12 protein-coding genes are annotated in these 14,127 nt (G+C 72.4%); 1 reads left to right on the forward strand and 11 read right to left on the reverse strand.

The genetic code is table 11. The features are described from left to right. Window position 1: 1 nt before the first annotated feature. The 10 genes from hemL to ACGWYL_RS03980 all read right to left on the reverse strand — a co-directional run bounded on the left by hemL (window position 2) and on the right by ACGWYL_RS03980 (window position 12,524). Entirely contained in the window at window positions 2-1,321 is a 1,320-nt protein-coding gene (hemL, locus tag ACGWYL_RS03935) for a glutamate-1-semialdehyde 2,1-aminomutase (protein WP_395486488.1), read from the reverse strand. A 49-nt stretch (window positions 1,322-1,370) separates the two neighbouring features. Continuing rightward, window positions 1,371-2,339 carry a porphobilinogen synthase gene (gene hemB, locus ACGWYL_RS03940; protein ID WP_395486489.1) on the reverse strand — a complete coding sequence of 323 codons (969 nt, stop codon included), beginning with the start codon at window positions 2,337-2,339 and terminating at the stop codon, window positions 1,371-1,373. Between the two features lie 120 nt (window positions 2,340-2,459). After that, window positions 2,460-4,064 carry a uroporphyrinogen-III synthase gene (locus tag ACGWYL_RS03945; RefSeq protein WP_179427907.1) on the reverse strand — a complete coding sequence of 535 codons (1,605 nt, stop codon included), beginning with the start codon at window positions 4,062-4,064 and terminating at the stop codon, window positions 2,460-2,462. A gap of 68 nt (window positions 4,065-4,132) precedes the next feature. Then, entirely contained in the window at window positions 4,133-5,059 is a 927-nt protein-coding gene (gene hemC, locus ACGWYL_RS03950; protein ID WP_179422596.1) for a hydroxymethylbilane synthase, read from the reverse strand. Next, on the reverse strand, window positions 5,056-6,351 hold the full coding sequence (locus ACGWYL_RS03955) for a glutamyl-tRNA reductase (protein ID WP_179422594.1): 1,296 nt from the start codon (window positions 6,349-6,351) through the stop codon (window positions 5,056-5,058). The genes hemC and ACGWYL_RS03955 overlap by 4 nt, the downstream gene beginning before the upstream one ends. A 76-nt stretch (window positions 6,352-6,427) precedes the next feature. Then, entirely contained in the window at window positions 6,428-7,099 is a 672-nt protein-coding gene (locus ACGWYL_RS03960; RefSeq protein WP_269303835.1) for a redox-sensing transcriptional repressor Rex, read from the reverse strand. Window positions 7,100-7,204: 105 nt separating this feature from the next. Beyond that, window positions 7,205-9,250, reverse strand: coding sequence for an acyltransferase family protein (locus ACGWYL_RS03965; RefSeq protein WP_269303837.1), 2,046 nt, complete (start codon window positions 9,248-9,250; stop codon window positions 7,205-7,207). A gap of 4 nt (window positions 9,251-9,254) precedes the next feature. Then, entirely contained in the window at window positions 9,255-10,577 is a 1,323-nt protein-coding gene (locus ACGWYL_RS03970; RefSeq protein ID WP_395486490.1) for a polysaccharide pyruvyl transferase family protein, read from the reverse strand. A 59-nt stretch (window positions 10,578-10,636) separates the two neighbouring features. Then, window positions 10,637-10,897, reverse strand: a complete 261-nt coding sequence (locus ACGWYL_RS03975; RefSeq protein ID WP_179422586.1) for a glutaredoxin family protein — start codon at window positions 10,895-10,897, stop codon at window positions 10,637-10,639. 76 nt (window positions 10,898-10,973) lie between these two features. Continuing rightward, a complete protein-coding gene (locus ACGWYL_RS03980; RefSeq protein ID WP_179422584.1) occupies window positions 10,974-12,524 on the reverse strand; it encodes a class I adenylate-forming enzyme family protein in 1,551 nt (516 codons plus the stop codon). 53 nt (window positions 12,525-12,577) lie between these two features. On the opposite strand from ACGWYL_RS03980, the gene ACGWYL_RS03985 reads away from it, so the two are divergent. Further along, window positions 12,578-13,459: an HAD family phosphatase gene (locus ACGWYL_RS03985; RefSeq protein WP_179422582.1), complete on the forward strand. Its 882-nt coding sequence runs from the start codon at window positions 12,578-12,580 to the stop codon at window positions 13,457-13,459. On the opposite strand, the gene ACGWYL_RS03990 is transcribed toward ACGWYL_RS03985, so the two are convergent. Further along, complete coding sequence (locus tag ACGWYL_RS03990; protein ID WP_179422580.1) at window positions 13,456-14,067, reverse strand: TetR/AcrR family transcriptional regulator; 612 nt, start codon at window positions 14,065-14,067, stop codon at window positions 13,456-13,458. The two genes, ACGWYL_RS03985 and ACGWYL_RS03990, sit on opposite strands and share 4 nt — an antisense overlap. Window positions 14,068-14,127 lie beyond the last annotated feature (60 nt).

Here is a 14,127-nt window from a genome sequence, read left to right on the forward strand (position 1 = left end):
GTCAGCGGGCCGCGGCGGCGGCCGCGCGGGCGGCGCCGGGGAGGGCTTCGGCCAGTCTAGAGAGGGGCTCGGCGTCGACGTCGGGGTCGTGTGCCGCGGAGAGGAACCAGGCCTCGTACGCGCTGGGCGGCAGGTAGACGCCGGCGTCGAGCATGGCGTGGAAGAACGCCGTGTAGGCGGCGGTGTCCTGGGACTGCGCGCCGGCGAAGTCGGCCACCGGCTCGGCGACGCCCCAGAAGACGCTGAACATCGTGCCGGCGGTCTGCAGGGTGTGCGGGACGCCCGCCTCGGCGAGGGCGTCGGAGACGAGCGACTGCACCTGCGTGGACGTCGCGTTCAGCCGGTCGTAGACCTCCGGGGTGGCCAAGCGCAGCGTGGTGAGGCCGGCGGTGGTGGCCACGGGGTTCCCCGACAGCGTGCCCGCCTGGTAGACCGGGCCGACCGGCGCGAGCAGGTCCATGACGTCGGCGCGCCCGCCGAACGCCGCGGCCGGGAAGCCACCGCCCATGACCTTGCCGAAGGTCATGAGGTCGGGCTTCCAGCCCTCGACCTTCCCGTCGATCTCCCAGTAGCCGCTGCGCGCGGCGCGGAAGCCGGTCATCACCTCGTCGGTGATGAACAGCGCGCCGTGCTCGGCGCACGTGCGGGCCAGGTGCTCGTTGAAGCCCGGGTGGGGCGGCACGACGCCCATGTTGCCCGCGGCGGCCTCGGTGATGACGCAGGCGATCTGGTCGCCGTACTCGGCGAAGGCGGCGTCGACGGCGGCCGGGTCGTTGTAGGGCAGCACGATCGTGTCGGCGGTGACGTGGGCCGGGACGCCGGGCGTGCCCGGGATGCCGAGGGTGACGACGCCCGAGCCGGCCTCGGCCAGCAGCGCATCCACGTGGCCGTGGTAGCAGCCGCTGAACTTCACGATGCGGTCGCGGCCGGTGAAGCCGCGCGCGAGGCGGATGGCCGACATCGTGGCCTCGGTGCCCGAAGAGACCATGCGGACGCGCTCGACCGGCGTGCGGCCGACGATCTCCTCGGCCAGCAGGACCTCGGGCTCGGCCGGGGTGCCGAAGCTGGTGCCGCGGGCCGCCGCAGCGGTGACGGCCTCGATGACCTCGGGGTGCGCGTGGCCCAGCAGCATCGGGCCCCACGAGCCGACGAGGTCGACGTAGCGGTTGCCGTCGGCGTCGGTCAGCCACGCTCCCGTGCCCGAGGCCATGAACCGCGGCGTGCCGCCCACGGCCCGGAAGGCGCGGACCGGCGAGTTCACCCCGCCGGGCGACACCTGCTGGGCGCGGGCGAACAGCTCCTCGGATGCGGTGGTGCTCATGCGTGCTCCTCTCGGGAGCGCTGCGGTGATGTCCGCGAGGACGTCACGGTCAGCGCGTCAGGCGGCGGGCGACCTCGGCCGCCCAGTAGGTCAGGACGATGTCGGCGCCCGCGCGGCGGATGCTGAGCAGCGACTCGTCGATCGCGCGGTCGCGGTCGATCCACCCGTTGGCGGCGGCGGCCTCGATCATCGCGTACTCCCCCGACACCTGGTAGGCCGCGACCGGCACGTCCACGGCCAGGCGCACGTCGGAGACGATGTCGAGGTACGACATGGCCGGCTTGACCATGACGATGTCGGCGCCCTGCTCGAGGTCGAGGAGGGTCTCGCGCAGTGACTCGCGGCGGTTGCCCGGGTCCTGCTGGTAGGTGCGGCGGTCGCCCTGCAGCGACGAGTCGACCGCCTCGCGGAAGGGGCCGTAGAACGCCGAGGCGTACTTCGCGGCGTAGGCGAGGATGACGACGTCCTGGTGGCCGACGGCGTCGAGCTCACGGCGGATGACCTCGACCTGGCCGTCCATCATGCCGCTGGGGCCGACGACGTGGGCGCCGGCCTGCGCCTGCGCCACGCCCATCCGGCCGTAGATCTCCACGGTGGCGTCGTTGTCTACCCGGCCCTGCGCGTCGAGCACGCCGCAGTGGCCGTGGTCGGTGAACTCGTCGAGGCACAGGTCGCTCATCACCAGCAGGTCGTCGCCGACCTCGGCGCGCGCGTCGGCGATCGCGGTGTTGAGGATGCCCTCGGGATCGAGCGCGCCCGACCCCACGGCGTCCTTGTGCTCGGGCACGCCGAACAGCATGACGCCGCCGAGACCGAGTTCGACCGCCTCGGCGTAGGCGCGGCGGGCGGACTCGCGCGAGTGCTGGACGACGCCCGGCATGCTGGCGATCGGCCGCGGCTCGTCGATCCCCTCGGCCACGAACATCGGCAGGACCAGCTGCGACGGCACCAGGTGCGTCTCACGCACCAGGCGGCGCACGGCCGCGGTGGACCGCAGCCTGCGGGGGCGCTCGATCATGCTTGCCTCTCCTTCGGCGGGGCGCAGTTTCCCCGGTTAAGCGGGGAAACTGTCACTGAACGGGGTTCGCAAACCTCGTTCAGTGACAGGAAACCCACTTAACCGGGGAAACCGACAGTCTCAGGCCTTGCGGCGCGAGGACGGCTTCTTCTGCGAGGGACGCAGGACCGGCTCGCCGGCCTCCACGAACTGCAGGCGGCGCGCCTCGCCGAACTGCGCGAGGGCGTCGGCCAGCTCCTCGGCGGACGGCTTCTCGGCCATCACGTCGACGCGCAGGCCGTGCTCCTCGGCGGTCTTCGCCGTCGCGGGGCCGATGCAGGCGATGATCGTCGTCGCGTGCGGCTTGCCGGCGATGCCGACGAGGTTGCGCACGGTCGAGCTCGAGGTGAACAGCACGGCGTCGAACTTGCCCGACTTGATCGCCTCGCGGGTGGGCGCCGGCGGCGGTGAGGCCCGGACGGTGCGGTAGGCGGTGACGTCGTCGACCTCCCAGCCCAGCTCGACCAGGCCGGCCGCGAGGGTCTCGGTGGCGATGTCGGCGCGCGGCAGGAAGACGCGGTTGATCGGGTCGAGCAGCTCGTCGAACGGCGGCCAGTCCTCGAGCAGGCCACGACCGGACTGCTCGCCCGAGGGCACGAGGTCGGGACGGATGCCCCAGGTCTCGATGGCCTCGGCGGTCTTCTCGCCGACGGCGGCGATCTTCAGGCCCGAGAAGGCGCGCGCGTCGAGTCCGTACTCCTCGAACTTCTCGCGGACGGCCTTGACGGCGTTGACGCTGGTGAAGGCGACCCACTCGTAGCGACCCTCGACGAGGCCGCGGACGGCCTTGTCCATCTGCTGCGGGTTGCGCGGCGGCTCGACCGAGATGGTGGGGACCTCCTCGGAGACCGCGCCGTACATCCGCAGTCGCGCCGCGAGCGACTGCGACTGCTCCTTCGTGCGGGGCACCAGCACGCGCCAGCCGTAGAGCGGCTTGGTCTCGAACCACGACAGCGCGTCGCGCTGGGCGACGACCTCGCCCACGACGACGATCGCCGGCGGGGTCATCTGCGCGGCCTTCGCGGCGTCGGCGATGCCGGCGAGCGTGGAGACCACGGTCTCCTGGCGGGTGGTGGTGCCCAGGCGCGTCATGGCGACGGGCGTCTCGGGCGAGCGGCCCGCCTCGACCAGGCCGGAGGCGACCTCGGCGATGCGGTTCACGGCCGAGAGCAGCACGAGCGTCTCGTGGCGGGCGGCCTCGGTCCAGTCGACCGAGGCGTCGCCGACGCTGACGACCTTGAACTCGCGGTGCTGCTTGTCGGTCAGCGGCACGCCGGCGTACGCCGGAACCGCGGAGACCGACGAGACGCCCGGGACGACCTCGAAGGAGATGCCGGCCTTGGCGCAGGCCGTCGCCTCCTCGGGGCCCGTGGCGTACGTGAACGGGTCGCCGACCATGAGGCGCACGACGTGGGCGCCGGTCTTGGCGTGCTTGACGACGAGCTTGCCGCGGGCGGCGTGCGTGAGGGTCTCGCCCGAGGCGTTCGTGCCGCCGTCGACGATCTCGGCACCGTTGGTGACGAGCGCCTCCTGCTCGGGGGACTCGACGATCACGACGTCGGCCTGGGCGAGCACCTCGGTGGCTCGCACGGTCAGCAGGCTGGCGTCGCCGGGGCCGGCACCGACGAAGCTGACCCGGCCCACAGGCTGGGTGCTGGTCGCGGTGGTGGCGGGGGACGTGGGCATCGCGGAGGTGGTGGACACGCTCTTCCTTGCTTTGTTCGGTGGCGGAGTCTCGTGCTGCGTGGTGGTGCTCATGGGGCGGTCACCGAGCCCATGAGCTGATCGGCGCCCTCGGCCAGCAGCTCCTCGGCGAGCCGGCGCCCGAGGGCGGCGGCTTCCGTGGGAGTACCGGAGGCGGACCGTCGGATGACGGGGTTGCCGGAGAGGTCTCCGACGACGGCGCGCAGCCAGAGCTCGTCTCCGTCGTCCCCCCAGACGACGTCGGCGAGAGCTCCGACGGGCGCGCTGCACCCGGCCTCGAGGGTGGCGAGGAGGGTGCGCTCGGCCGTGACGGCGGCCCGGGTGTCGGGATCGTCGATCACGGAGAGCAGGTCGAGGGTCGCGTCGTCATCGGCGCGGCACTCGACGGCGAGGGCTCCCTGTCCGGGAGCCGGCAGCATCTGCAGGGGGTCGAGGACCTCGGTGGCCTCGTCGGCACGGCCCAGCCGCAGCAGTCCGGCGCGGGCGAGCACGATCGCGTCGAGCTGGCCGCCGGTGACCTTGCCGATCCGGGTGTCGACGTTGCCGCGCAGCTCGGCGATCTCGATGCCGAGGCCGAGCGCGTTGAGCTGGCTGACCCGGCGCGGGCTGCCGGTGCCGACGCGGGAGCCGCGGGGCAGCTCGCCGAGGGTGAGCCCGTCGCGGGCGATCAGCACGTCGCGGGGGTCCTCGCGCTGCGGCACGGCGGCCAGGGCCAGGCCCTCGGCGTCGCCGGTGGGCAGGTCCTTGAGCGAGTGCACGGCGAAGTCGACCGTGCCGTCGAGCACGGCCTCGCGGACCGCGGCGACGAACACGCCGGTGCCGCCGATCTGCGTGAGCGGCGCGCTGGAGCGGTCGCCCTCGGTGGAGATCATCACGAGCTCGACGTCGACGCCGTGGGCCTCGCGGATGCGGTCGGCCACCCAGCCGGACTGGGTGGTGGCCAGGGCGCTGGCGCGGGTTCCGAGTCGGAGGGTCATGCGTCTCCTCCGGGGTCGGTGACGGCGGTGACCGCCGACGGGTCGAGCTGGAACAGGTGGGCCAGCGCATCGGCGTACGTGAGGTTCTCGGGGCCCTCGACGAGCTCCTTGACGCGCACGGTGGGCTGGTGGATCAGCTTCTCGGCGACCCGGCGCATCGCGCGGCGGACCTCGTCGAGCTGGGCCTCGTCCAGGCCGGACAGGCGGGACTGCAGGCGCGCGGTCTCGGCGCTGACGACCTCGGTGGCCATGCTGCGCAGCGCGACCACGGTGGGGGTCACCTTGGCCTGCTGACGCGAGGCGAGGAACGCGTCGACCTCGGACTGCACGATGCGGCGGACCTGCTCGACGTCCTCGGCGACCGAGTCGGCGGTGGCGCGGGCGGCGAGCACCTCGATGTCGATGACCTCGACGCCCGGCAGGTCGCGGACCTCGTGGGCGACGTCGCGCGGCAGCGCGAGGTCGATCACGGTGAGCTCGCGGCCGTCGGCCGTGGCGCGCTCGATGCGCGGCGTGTCGAAGACGACGCCCGTGGCGCCGGTGCACGTGACGAGCACGTCGGCGGCGGACAGCTCGACGTCGAGCGACTCCCAGCGGACGGCGCTGACGCCGTGCGTGGCGACGAGCTCGAAGGCGCGCTGGAACGTGCGGTTGGCGACCCAGATGCGCGACGGGTCGACGCCGCGCTCGATCAGGGTGCGCACGGCGAGCAGGCTCATCGTGCCCGCGCCGGCGACGAGGAAGCGCTTCTGGTCGCCGATCACGGCGTCGCCCGCGGCGTCGAGCGCGGCGGTGACCAGCGACGGCGCGAGGCGGTCGATGCCGGTCTCGGCGTGACCGCGCTTGCCGATGCGCAGCGCCTGCTGGAACAGGGCGTTGAGGCTCGTGCCGGCGGTGGACTCGGCCTGCGCCTGGTGCAGCGTGCTGCGGACCTGGCCGAGGATCTGGCTCTCACCCAGGATCATCGAGTCGAGGCCGGCGGCGACGCGGAAGAGGTGCGCGACGGCGGCCTGGTCGTAGTGCACGTAGACGTACGGCAGCAAGGCCTCGCGGCGCAGGCCCGACTGGTCGGCGAGCAGCTGCGTGACCTCCTCGACCGAGCCGTGGAAGCGGTCGGCCTCCACGTAGACCTCGACCCGGTTGCAGGTCGAGATGACGGCCGACTCGGTCACGGCGGGGACGTCGAGCGCCTGGTGCGACAGCTTGACCGCCGCATCGGTGTCCAGGGACGCCTGCTCGAGCAGGTCGACGGGAGCGGAGCGGTGGGACAGGCCCACGACGAGCACGCTCATGCCGTCACCTCCGTAGAAAAGCGAAGGTACGGACGTGCCGGCATGAGGTGCCCCATGGTCACTCGCTGACGCTCGCTCATGAGATCACCGCCTCCTCGGTGGAACCCGCCTGGCGGCGGTGTGCGTGGTAGCCCAGGATCTGCAGCTCGGCGGCGACGTCGACCTGGCGCAGGTCGACCTCGGCCGGGACCCGCAGGGCCGTGGGCGCGAAGTTCAGGATGCTGCTGATGCCGGCCTCGACGAGGGCGTCGGCGACGCTCTGCGCCGCGGCAGGCGGGGTGGCGATGATGCCGAGCGAGACGGCGTCGCGCTCGACGATCCCCGGAAGGTCGTCGATCGAGAGCACCTCGTGCCCGCCGACGGTGGTGCCGATGAGCTCGGGGTCGGCGTCGACGACGGCGGCGACCTTGACGCCGCGGGCGCCGAAGCCCTGGTAGGCGGCCAGCGCCGAGCCCAGGTGACCGGCGCCGACGATGACGACGGGCCACGGCTGGGTCTGGCCCACGACGGCGGCGATGTGGCCGGCCAGGAAGCGCACGTCGTAGCCGACGCCGCGGGTGCCGTAGGAGCCCAGGTGCGACAGGTCCTTGCGGACGATCGCGGAGTTCACGCCGGCCGCGGTGGCCAGGTGCTCGGAGGAGCAGACGTCGGTTCCTCGCTCCGCGAGCTCATCGAGAGCCCGCAGGTACAGCGGGAGCCGGGCGACGGTCGCGTCGGGGATCCCAGCGGGGCTGCGAAGAATGGTCACGATGCTCCTGCGCCGCGGAATGACGGGAATTTTGGGCCGTGGCGCGCCGCCAGTCTAGGAGTTTGGGAACCCTTTCACAAAATCGGCGACGGCGACGCGGCCCGTTCAGCGGTCACTGGTGGGGAGCCCGTCGACCTGCGCGGTGATGCGGCTCCACAGGAACGGAGCCAGCGTCCGCGTGAACGTCGCGGTGAAATGGTGACGGTCGCGGTACACGTTCACGCCGCCGATCATCGCCGGGCAGACGTCCTCGAGGCAGTAGAAGTCGGTCATGTCGATCCGCTCGGCTCCCTTGGTCATCCGGGCGGCCTCGCCGAACGCGTCGCCGTACGGGAAGGCCTCGTCGCGCGGCACCGAGCACGTGGTCTCGTCCCACGAGTCGACGCGGTCGAGGCATTTCGCGGGCGGCGTGCCGTTGTCGGGGTTGTCGACGACGGCGGCCACCGGGATGCCCAGCTTCGTCGCCTTCGTCCACGCCTCCGAGAGCGCCTTCGCCTGCTGCGCCTGCGAGCCGGCGAGGTTGCGGGAGTAGCCCGTGGTGACGATGAGGTCGATGTCGTCCTGGTTCTGCTCGATCCACTCCTGGACGTTCTCGCGCCACGCGGGGCAGGTCTGCAGGACCTCGGGCACGGCCGTGCGACCGGGCAGGTCGGTGGACCACGCGCAGCCACCCTTGAGCTGCGTGGTGAGCGAGAGCTCGTCGAGCTCGGCCAGACGCACGAAGCCCGGCAGCAGGGCGCGGGCGTGGGAGTCACCCAGCAGCACGACGTGGGGCCGGTCGCCCGAGCGCTCGCCGAAGTCGCAGGACTTGAGCTCGACCTGGTCGTTCTTGCCCCAGCACTCGCTGCGGCCGCCCCAGTCGCGGCTCACGTCGGGGCCGGCCGGCACCCGCATGGTCGCGAGCTCGGGGTTCTCGCAGTCGCCGGCGGGCGGCATCGACGCCGCGCCGAAGCACTTCGGCATGTCGGCGTTGACCCGGGCGGTGAACTCCTCGGCACGCTGCTCCTCGGCCTGACCGGCCTGGTAGCCGAACACGGAGAAGCCGACCACCAGGGCGGCGGCGAACACGGACACGAGCCCCGTGACCCGGGGGCGCCGGATGCCGAACCGGGTGCCGAAGCGGATCGGGTTCTCCACGAACCTCATCGTCAGCCAGGCCAACACGAACGTGCCGAGGAGGATGCCGACCCGTGGCCACAGGCCCAACTCCTCGCCCAGGATCTCGGGCAGCAGGATGATCGGCGGCCAGTGCCACAGGTACATCGAGTACGAGAGGTCGCCCGTGACCTGCACGGGCCGCCACGCCATGATCGGCGTCGGCGAGAGGCGGCCGGACGGGGTGCCCGCCGCGATCACCAGCAGCGTCGCCAGGACGGGCGCGATGGCGGCCGTGCCGGGGAACGGGGTGCTCTCGTCGTAGACGAGGGCGCACACCGCGATGACGCCGAAGCCGAGCCAGGAGGCCGCGATCGCCGTGGGTCTGGGCAACCGGATCCGGTCGACGAGGGCGACCGCGAACAGCGCTCCGGCACCGAACTGCCACGCCCGCGCGGGGGTGGCGAAGTAGGCCAGCTGCGGGTGCTGCGAGGTCAGCCACAGCGAGAACAGGAAGCACGTCACCGTGACGACCGACAGGACGACCAGGACGGCCTTCGCGCGCGCCCAGCCGCGGCGCCGGGCCAGGGCGAGGGCCCCCACGATGAGCAGCGGCCAGACGAGGTAGAACTGCTCCTCGACCGAGAGGGTCCAGTAGTGCTGGACCGCCGAGGGGACGCCGTCGGCGGCGAGGTAGTCCACCGAGTCGATCGCCAGCACCCAGTTCTCGACGTAGAGCGTCGAGCCGATGATCTCGCGGAAGTTCTGCGTCCACTGCGCCGGCGGCAGCCAGACGAGGACGCCGATCGCGGTGACGAACAGCACGAGGTAGGCCGCGGGCAGCAGACGCCGCGCGCGCCGCGCCCAGAACTGCGCCAGGTCGACGCGGTCCCGGCGCTCGACCTCGCGCATGAGGTGGCTCGTGATGAGGAAGCCGGAGATGACGAAGAAGACGTCGACGCCGATGTAGCCGCCGCTCAGCCGGCCGGGCCAGAGGTGGAAGAGGACGACCGCCAGGACGGCGGCGGCCCTCAGGGCTTGGATCTCAGGACGCATCAGGTCAGCGGCCGCGCCGCAGCAGGCCCTTCAGGCCCTGGTTCGCCTCGAGGGCCTTGAGGCGCGCCTCGGCCTTCTTCGCGCGCGCCTCGGCCTGCGCGATGCCCTGGTGGGCGGCCCGCGCCGCGTTCCAGACGCGGAGGTCCATCAGCTCGGGCTCGGTGGAGCGGGGCCGGACGACCAGGCCGGGACGCGCCTCGACCTGCGCGACCGCGCGGTCGAACGGGGTCTCCCCCGCCGGCAGGTCGAGCGCGTGACGCAGGCCGTGCCTCTCCAGGAAGCCGGCGAAGCGGGCGAGGCGCTCGGGGTGGTTGCCGATGAGGGCCGCGTAGTCCGAGCGCTCGAAGATCCGCTCGGGCGTGTCCTCGAGTCGGTGCTCGGTGACCTGCGTGTGCGGGATCTCGAAGTACTCGCACAGCTCGCGGGTGCGGCTGTCGTGCACGATCACGTGCGCCGGCGTGCCCGCCAGCAGCGACGAGATGTTGCCGTGGATGCGGTGGCCGACCGTGAAGTCGCGCGCGGCCATCGACTCGATCCACGTGGGCGCGTGGCAGTGCAGCACGGCCTTGTTGTCGGCGATGACGTCGTGGCGCATCGAGCCGGGGTACTCGCGCGAGCCGGCCTTGACCGCGGGGCCGCCGAGCATCGCGTCGAGGTCGCGGATCTCCTGCGCGACGAACTCGGCGCGGGGGTGGCGCTTGAAGACGTCGGCGACCCAGCCGTCGGGGATCGGCACGTGCGGCGTCAGGTTCAGGCTGACCTTGGTGCTCTTGTCGAACGTGGGCGCGGTGTCGCGGACGTGCAGGTCGCGGCCGCGCAGGAACATCGACGGGCAGCCGATGACGTCGACCTCGGAGAAGCCCAGGTCGGACAGGTAGGCGGCGGTGCGCTCGCCGCGCACGCCGATCGAGGGGCCGTGGGCCAGCACCGCGCGCATGAAGCGCCGGGCGGCCGCGTCGACCTCCTCGGAGCGCTCGGGGGTGCCGTCCAGCTGGAACTGGCCACCGACGCCGAGGATCGTGACCGGGACCTTGAGGCGCTCGATCGCCGAGGTCAGGTCGCCGAGCTGGGGCAGGTAGCCGCGGCGGAACGCGTTGGCCAGCGGGATGACGACGTGCCGCTGCTCCTCGTTGAGGCGATCGACGCTGCGCATCAGCGTGTTGAGGTTGTTCGCCTCGACGTCGACGCCGTCCACCATCACCGAGCGCTGCGCGGACGCGGCGAAGATGAGGTTGCCGGAGTTCTTGCCGCATCCGGCGCGGAACCGCTTCATCGACGGCGGGTCCAGCGGATCGACGTAACGGCGGACGTAGATGCGATCTGACACGCCTAGAAGTTTCCCCGACCGCGACAAGGAACGCTAATGCGCCCCGCCGCGGGCCCGGCTCAGCCGCGGGCGAGCGCCGCGCGCAGGCGCGTGGGATCCACGCGCCAGAAGTCGTGCTGGCGTCCGTCGACGAAGGTCACCGGCACCTGCTCGGTGAACCGCTCCTGCAGATCGGGCTCGGTGTCGATGTCGACCCGCACCCAGTCGTCGCCGGTCTCGGCCACGAGCTGCGCGACGACCTGCTCGGCGGCCTCGCACAGGTGGCAGCCCTCACGGGAGTAGACGACGACGCGAGCGTCGTCGGCGTGCGCGATCGTCATGCCGCCACGCCCGCGGAAAGACGACAGTACGAGCGTGCCGGCATGACCGACCGCATGTTCGCTCGCTCGTGCTCGCTCATGCCGGCTCCGAGCGCACGAGGGCGCGCAGGCGTCCCTTCGCGACCTTGCCGGTGGGCGAGTGCGGCAGCGCGGCCACCACGATGACGCGCGACGGCACCTTGAAGCGCGCCAGGCGCTCGGCGGCGATCGTGCGGACGGCCTCCTCGACCGGGGCGGCGTCTCCCTCGGGGTCGTCGGGCACGACGAACGCGACGACGGCCTCGCCGGTGCGCTCGTCCTCCACGCCGATCACGGCGACGGACTCCACGCCGGGCGCGTCGACGATCGCCTCCTCGATCTCGGAGGGGTACACGTTGAAGCCCGAGACGTTGATCGTCTCCTTGAGCCGGTCCACGAGGACGAGGTTGTCCTGGTCGTCCAGCAGGCCGATGTCACCCGTGGCCCACCAGCCGTCGGCGTCGGGGCCGTCCGAGCCGTCGGGCCAGTAGCCGGAGAACAGGTTGGCGCCGCGGACGAAGACCTGGGCGGGGTCGCCGGGGGCGGCCGGCTGGCCGAGGAAGTCGCGCAGCGCGATCTCGACACCGGGCAGCGGACGGCCCACCGAGCCCGCGGGCGGCAGCTGGCCGGGCTCGCGACCGTCGCCGACCGTGGTGGTGACGACCGGCGACGTCTCGGTGAGGCCGTAGCCCTGCTCGACCGGCTTGCCCGACAGGGCGTGGAACGCCTGCGCCAGGTCGGGGTCGAGGGCGGAGGCGCCCGAGACGATGAGCCGGACGTTCGCGAACGCCTCGGCGAGGCCCTCGAGTCCGACGAGCGCCTGGATCACCTGCGGCGCGAGGGGGAGGTTGGTGATGCCGTGGTCGACGATGTCGCCGAGCAGCGCACCGGGGTGGAACTCCTCGATCAGCACGACGGTGGCGCCCGCGCGGACCGACAGCGCGAGCACGCAGTTGAGTCCGTAGACGTGGAACATCGGCAGCAGTCCGAGGACGACGTCGTCGGACGTGATCACGGGCGGGGACTCGATCTGCAGCAGCTGGTCGATGTCGGCGGCCAGCGCGCGGTGCGTGAGCATCACGCCGCGCGGCAGGCCGGTGGCGCCGGAGGTGAAGAGCACGACGGCGAGCGACTCGGGGTCGCGCGGCGCGACGGGGGCGGCGTCCCTGGCCTGGTCGAGGAGGGCACCGAAGCGCAGCTCGCCCTCCTGCGGGGCGGCCCGGTGGACCACGATGAGGGAGTCCCCGGTGTCGGCCTGGCGCACCTGGGTGATCGACTGGGCGTCGCCGACGACGATCTTGGGCGAGCAGGCCGCGACCATGCGCGAGATCTCGCGGGGCGTGGCGCGCGGGTTGATCGGCACGGCGACGAGACCGCCGCGGAGCACGCCGTAGTAGGCGACCGCGAGGTCGATGCCGTTGGACATGACGAGGGCGACGCGCTGGCCGGCCAGGACGCCGCGCGCGAGGAGGGTCTGGGCCACGCGATCGGCCCACTGGTCGAACTCGGCCCACGTGACCCGGCGGTCGGTGCGGGGCTCGATCAGGGCGATGCCCTCGGGGTCGCGACGCGCGGTCTCACGCAGATCGTCACTCACGTTGACGGTCATGCCGACGAGTCAACCACACCTGCTGGCCGCACAACGCCGTTACAGTGATCGCCATGTCCCCGCGACGACCGCCCGAAGGACCACGGAACCTGCAGTCGCGCTCGATCCTGGCCGGCCAGGCCGCAGCGGCGGCCGCGGAGGTCGAACAGGCGCTCGCGCAGCCGGTGGACCCCACCGCGGCGGCGTTCTTCGACGTGGACAACACGATCATGCAGGGCGCGTCGATCTTCCTGCTCGCCCGCGGGCTGCACCGGCGCCAGTTCTTCACCACGCGCGACATCGCCCGGGCCGCCTGGCAGCAGGCCTACTTCAAGTACGTCGGCGTGGAGGACCCCGAGCACATCGAGCAGGCCCGCAGCGCCGCGCTCAAGTTCATCGCCGGGCACGAGGTCCGCGAGCTCGAGGAGATCGGCGAGGAGGTCTTCGACGAGTACATGGCCGAGAAGATCTGGCCCGGCACCCGCGCGATGGCCCAGTGGCACCTCGACCGCGGGCAGCGCGTGTGGCTGATGACCGCGGCGCCCGTCGAGATCGCCCAGGTCATCGCGCGCCGGCTCGGCCTCACGGGCGGGCTGGGCACCGTCGCCGAGCACGTCGACGGCGTCTACACGGGCCGGCTCGTCGGCGACATGCTGCACGGCGAGGGCAAGTCCGTGGCCGTCCGGGCACTCGCGGAGTCCGAGGGTCTCGACCTCGAGCGCTGCTACGCGTACTCCGACTCCTCGAACGACATCCCGATGCTGTCCCTCGTCGGGCACCCCTGCGCCGTGAACCCCGACGGCCACCTGCGCTCGCACGCCAAGGCCAACGGCTGGCTCGTCCGCGACTACCGCACGGGCCGCAAGGTGGCCGCCGCCAGCCTGAAGGCCGGCGCCGTGGGCGCCGCCGCCTCGGCCACCTACCTCGTCGGCAAGCGGCTCCGCCGCCGCCTCTAGTCCGCCGGGGGTCGGCGGTGCTCGGGCAGGACGCCGAGGCGGTCGTAGTCCTCGTCGGAGAGCCGGGGCAGCGGGTCGTGGTCGCCCGGCGCGAGGGCGGGCAGCAGCATCGCGACGTAGCGGCGGCGCACCGTGGGCGAGGCGACGGGCGAGTTCAGGCCCAGCACGATCATCCGCAGCAGCCAGTAGATGTCGACCGGCTCGAGGTCGGCGCGCAGGACGCCCGTGACCTGGCCGCGGCGGAGCAGATCGACGAAGGGCTCGCCCAGCTCCTCGAGGGCCTCGTCGGTGACGTGGCTGGCGCCGACCTCGCTCAGCACCGGCGCGTAGCGCCCGATGACCTCGACGAAGCGCTCGGCGACCTCGAGCAGGTCGGCGTCCTCGTCCTCGGCGCCGTCGACGAGCGGCATGAGCTCCTCGGCGAAGATCCGACCGAACGCTGCGCTCTCGAGCGCGGCGCGGTTCGGGAAGTGGCGGTAGACCGTGGCGACGCCGACGCCGGCTTCGGTGGCGATTCGCTCCATCGACGGGGAGGCGTCGTCGGCCCAGAGCCGCTGCACGGCGGCGAGGATGCGCTCGGCGTTCTCGCGCGAGTCACGTCGTGACATACGTCTCCTCACCTCCTCTGGCCTCGTTTCACCCCCCATTCTACGATGTGAGAGTCACCT

This window comes from Aeromicrobium sp. JJY06 (assembly GCF_044069275.1).
Taxonomy (GTDB): domain Bacteria; phylum Actinomycetota; class Actinomycetes; order Propionibacteriales; family Nocardioidaceae; genus Aeromicrobium; species Aeromicrobium tamlense.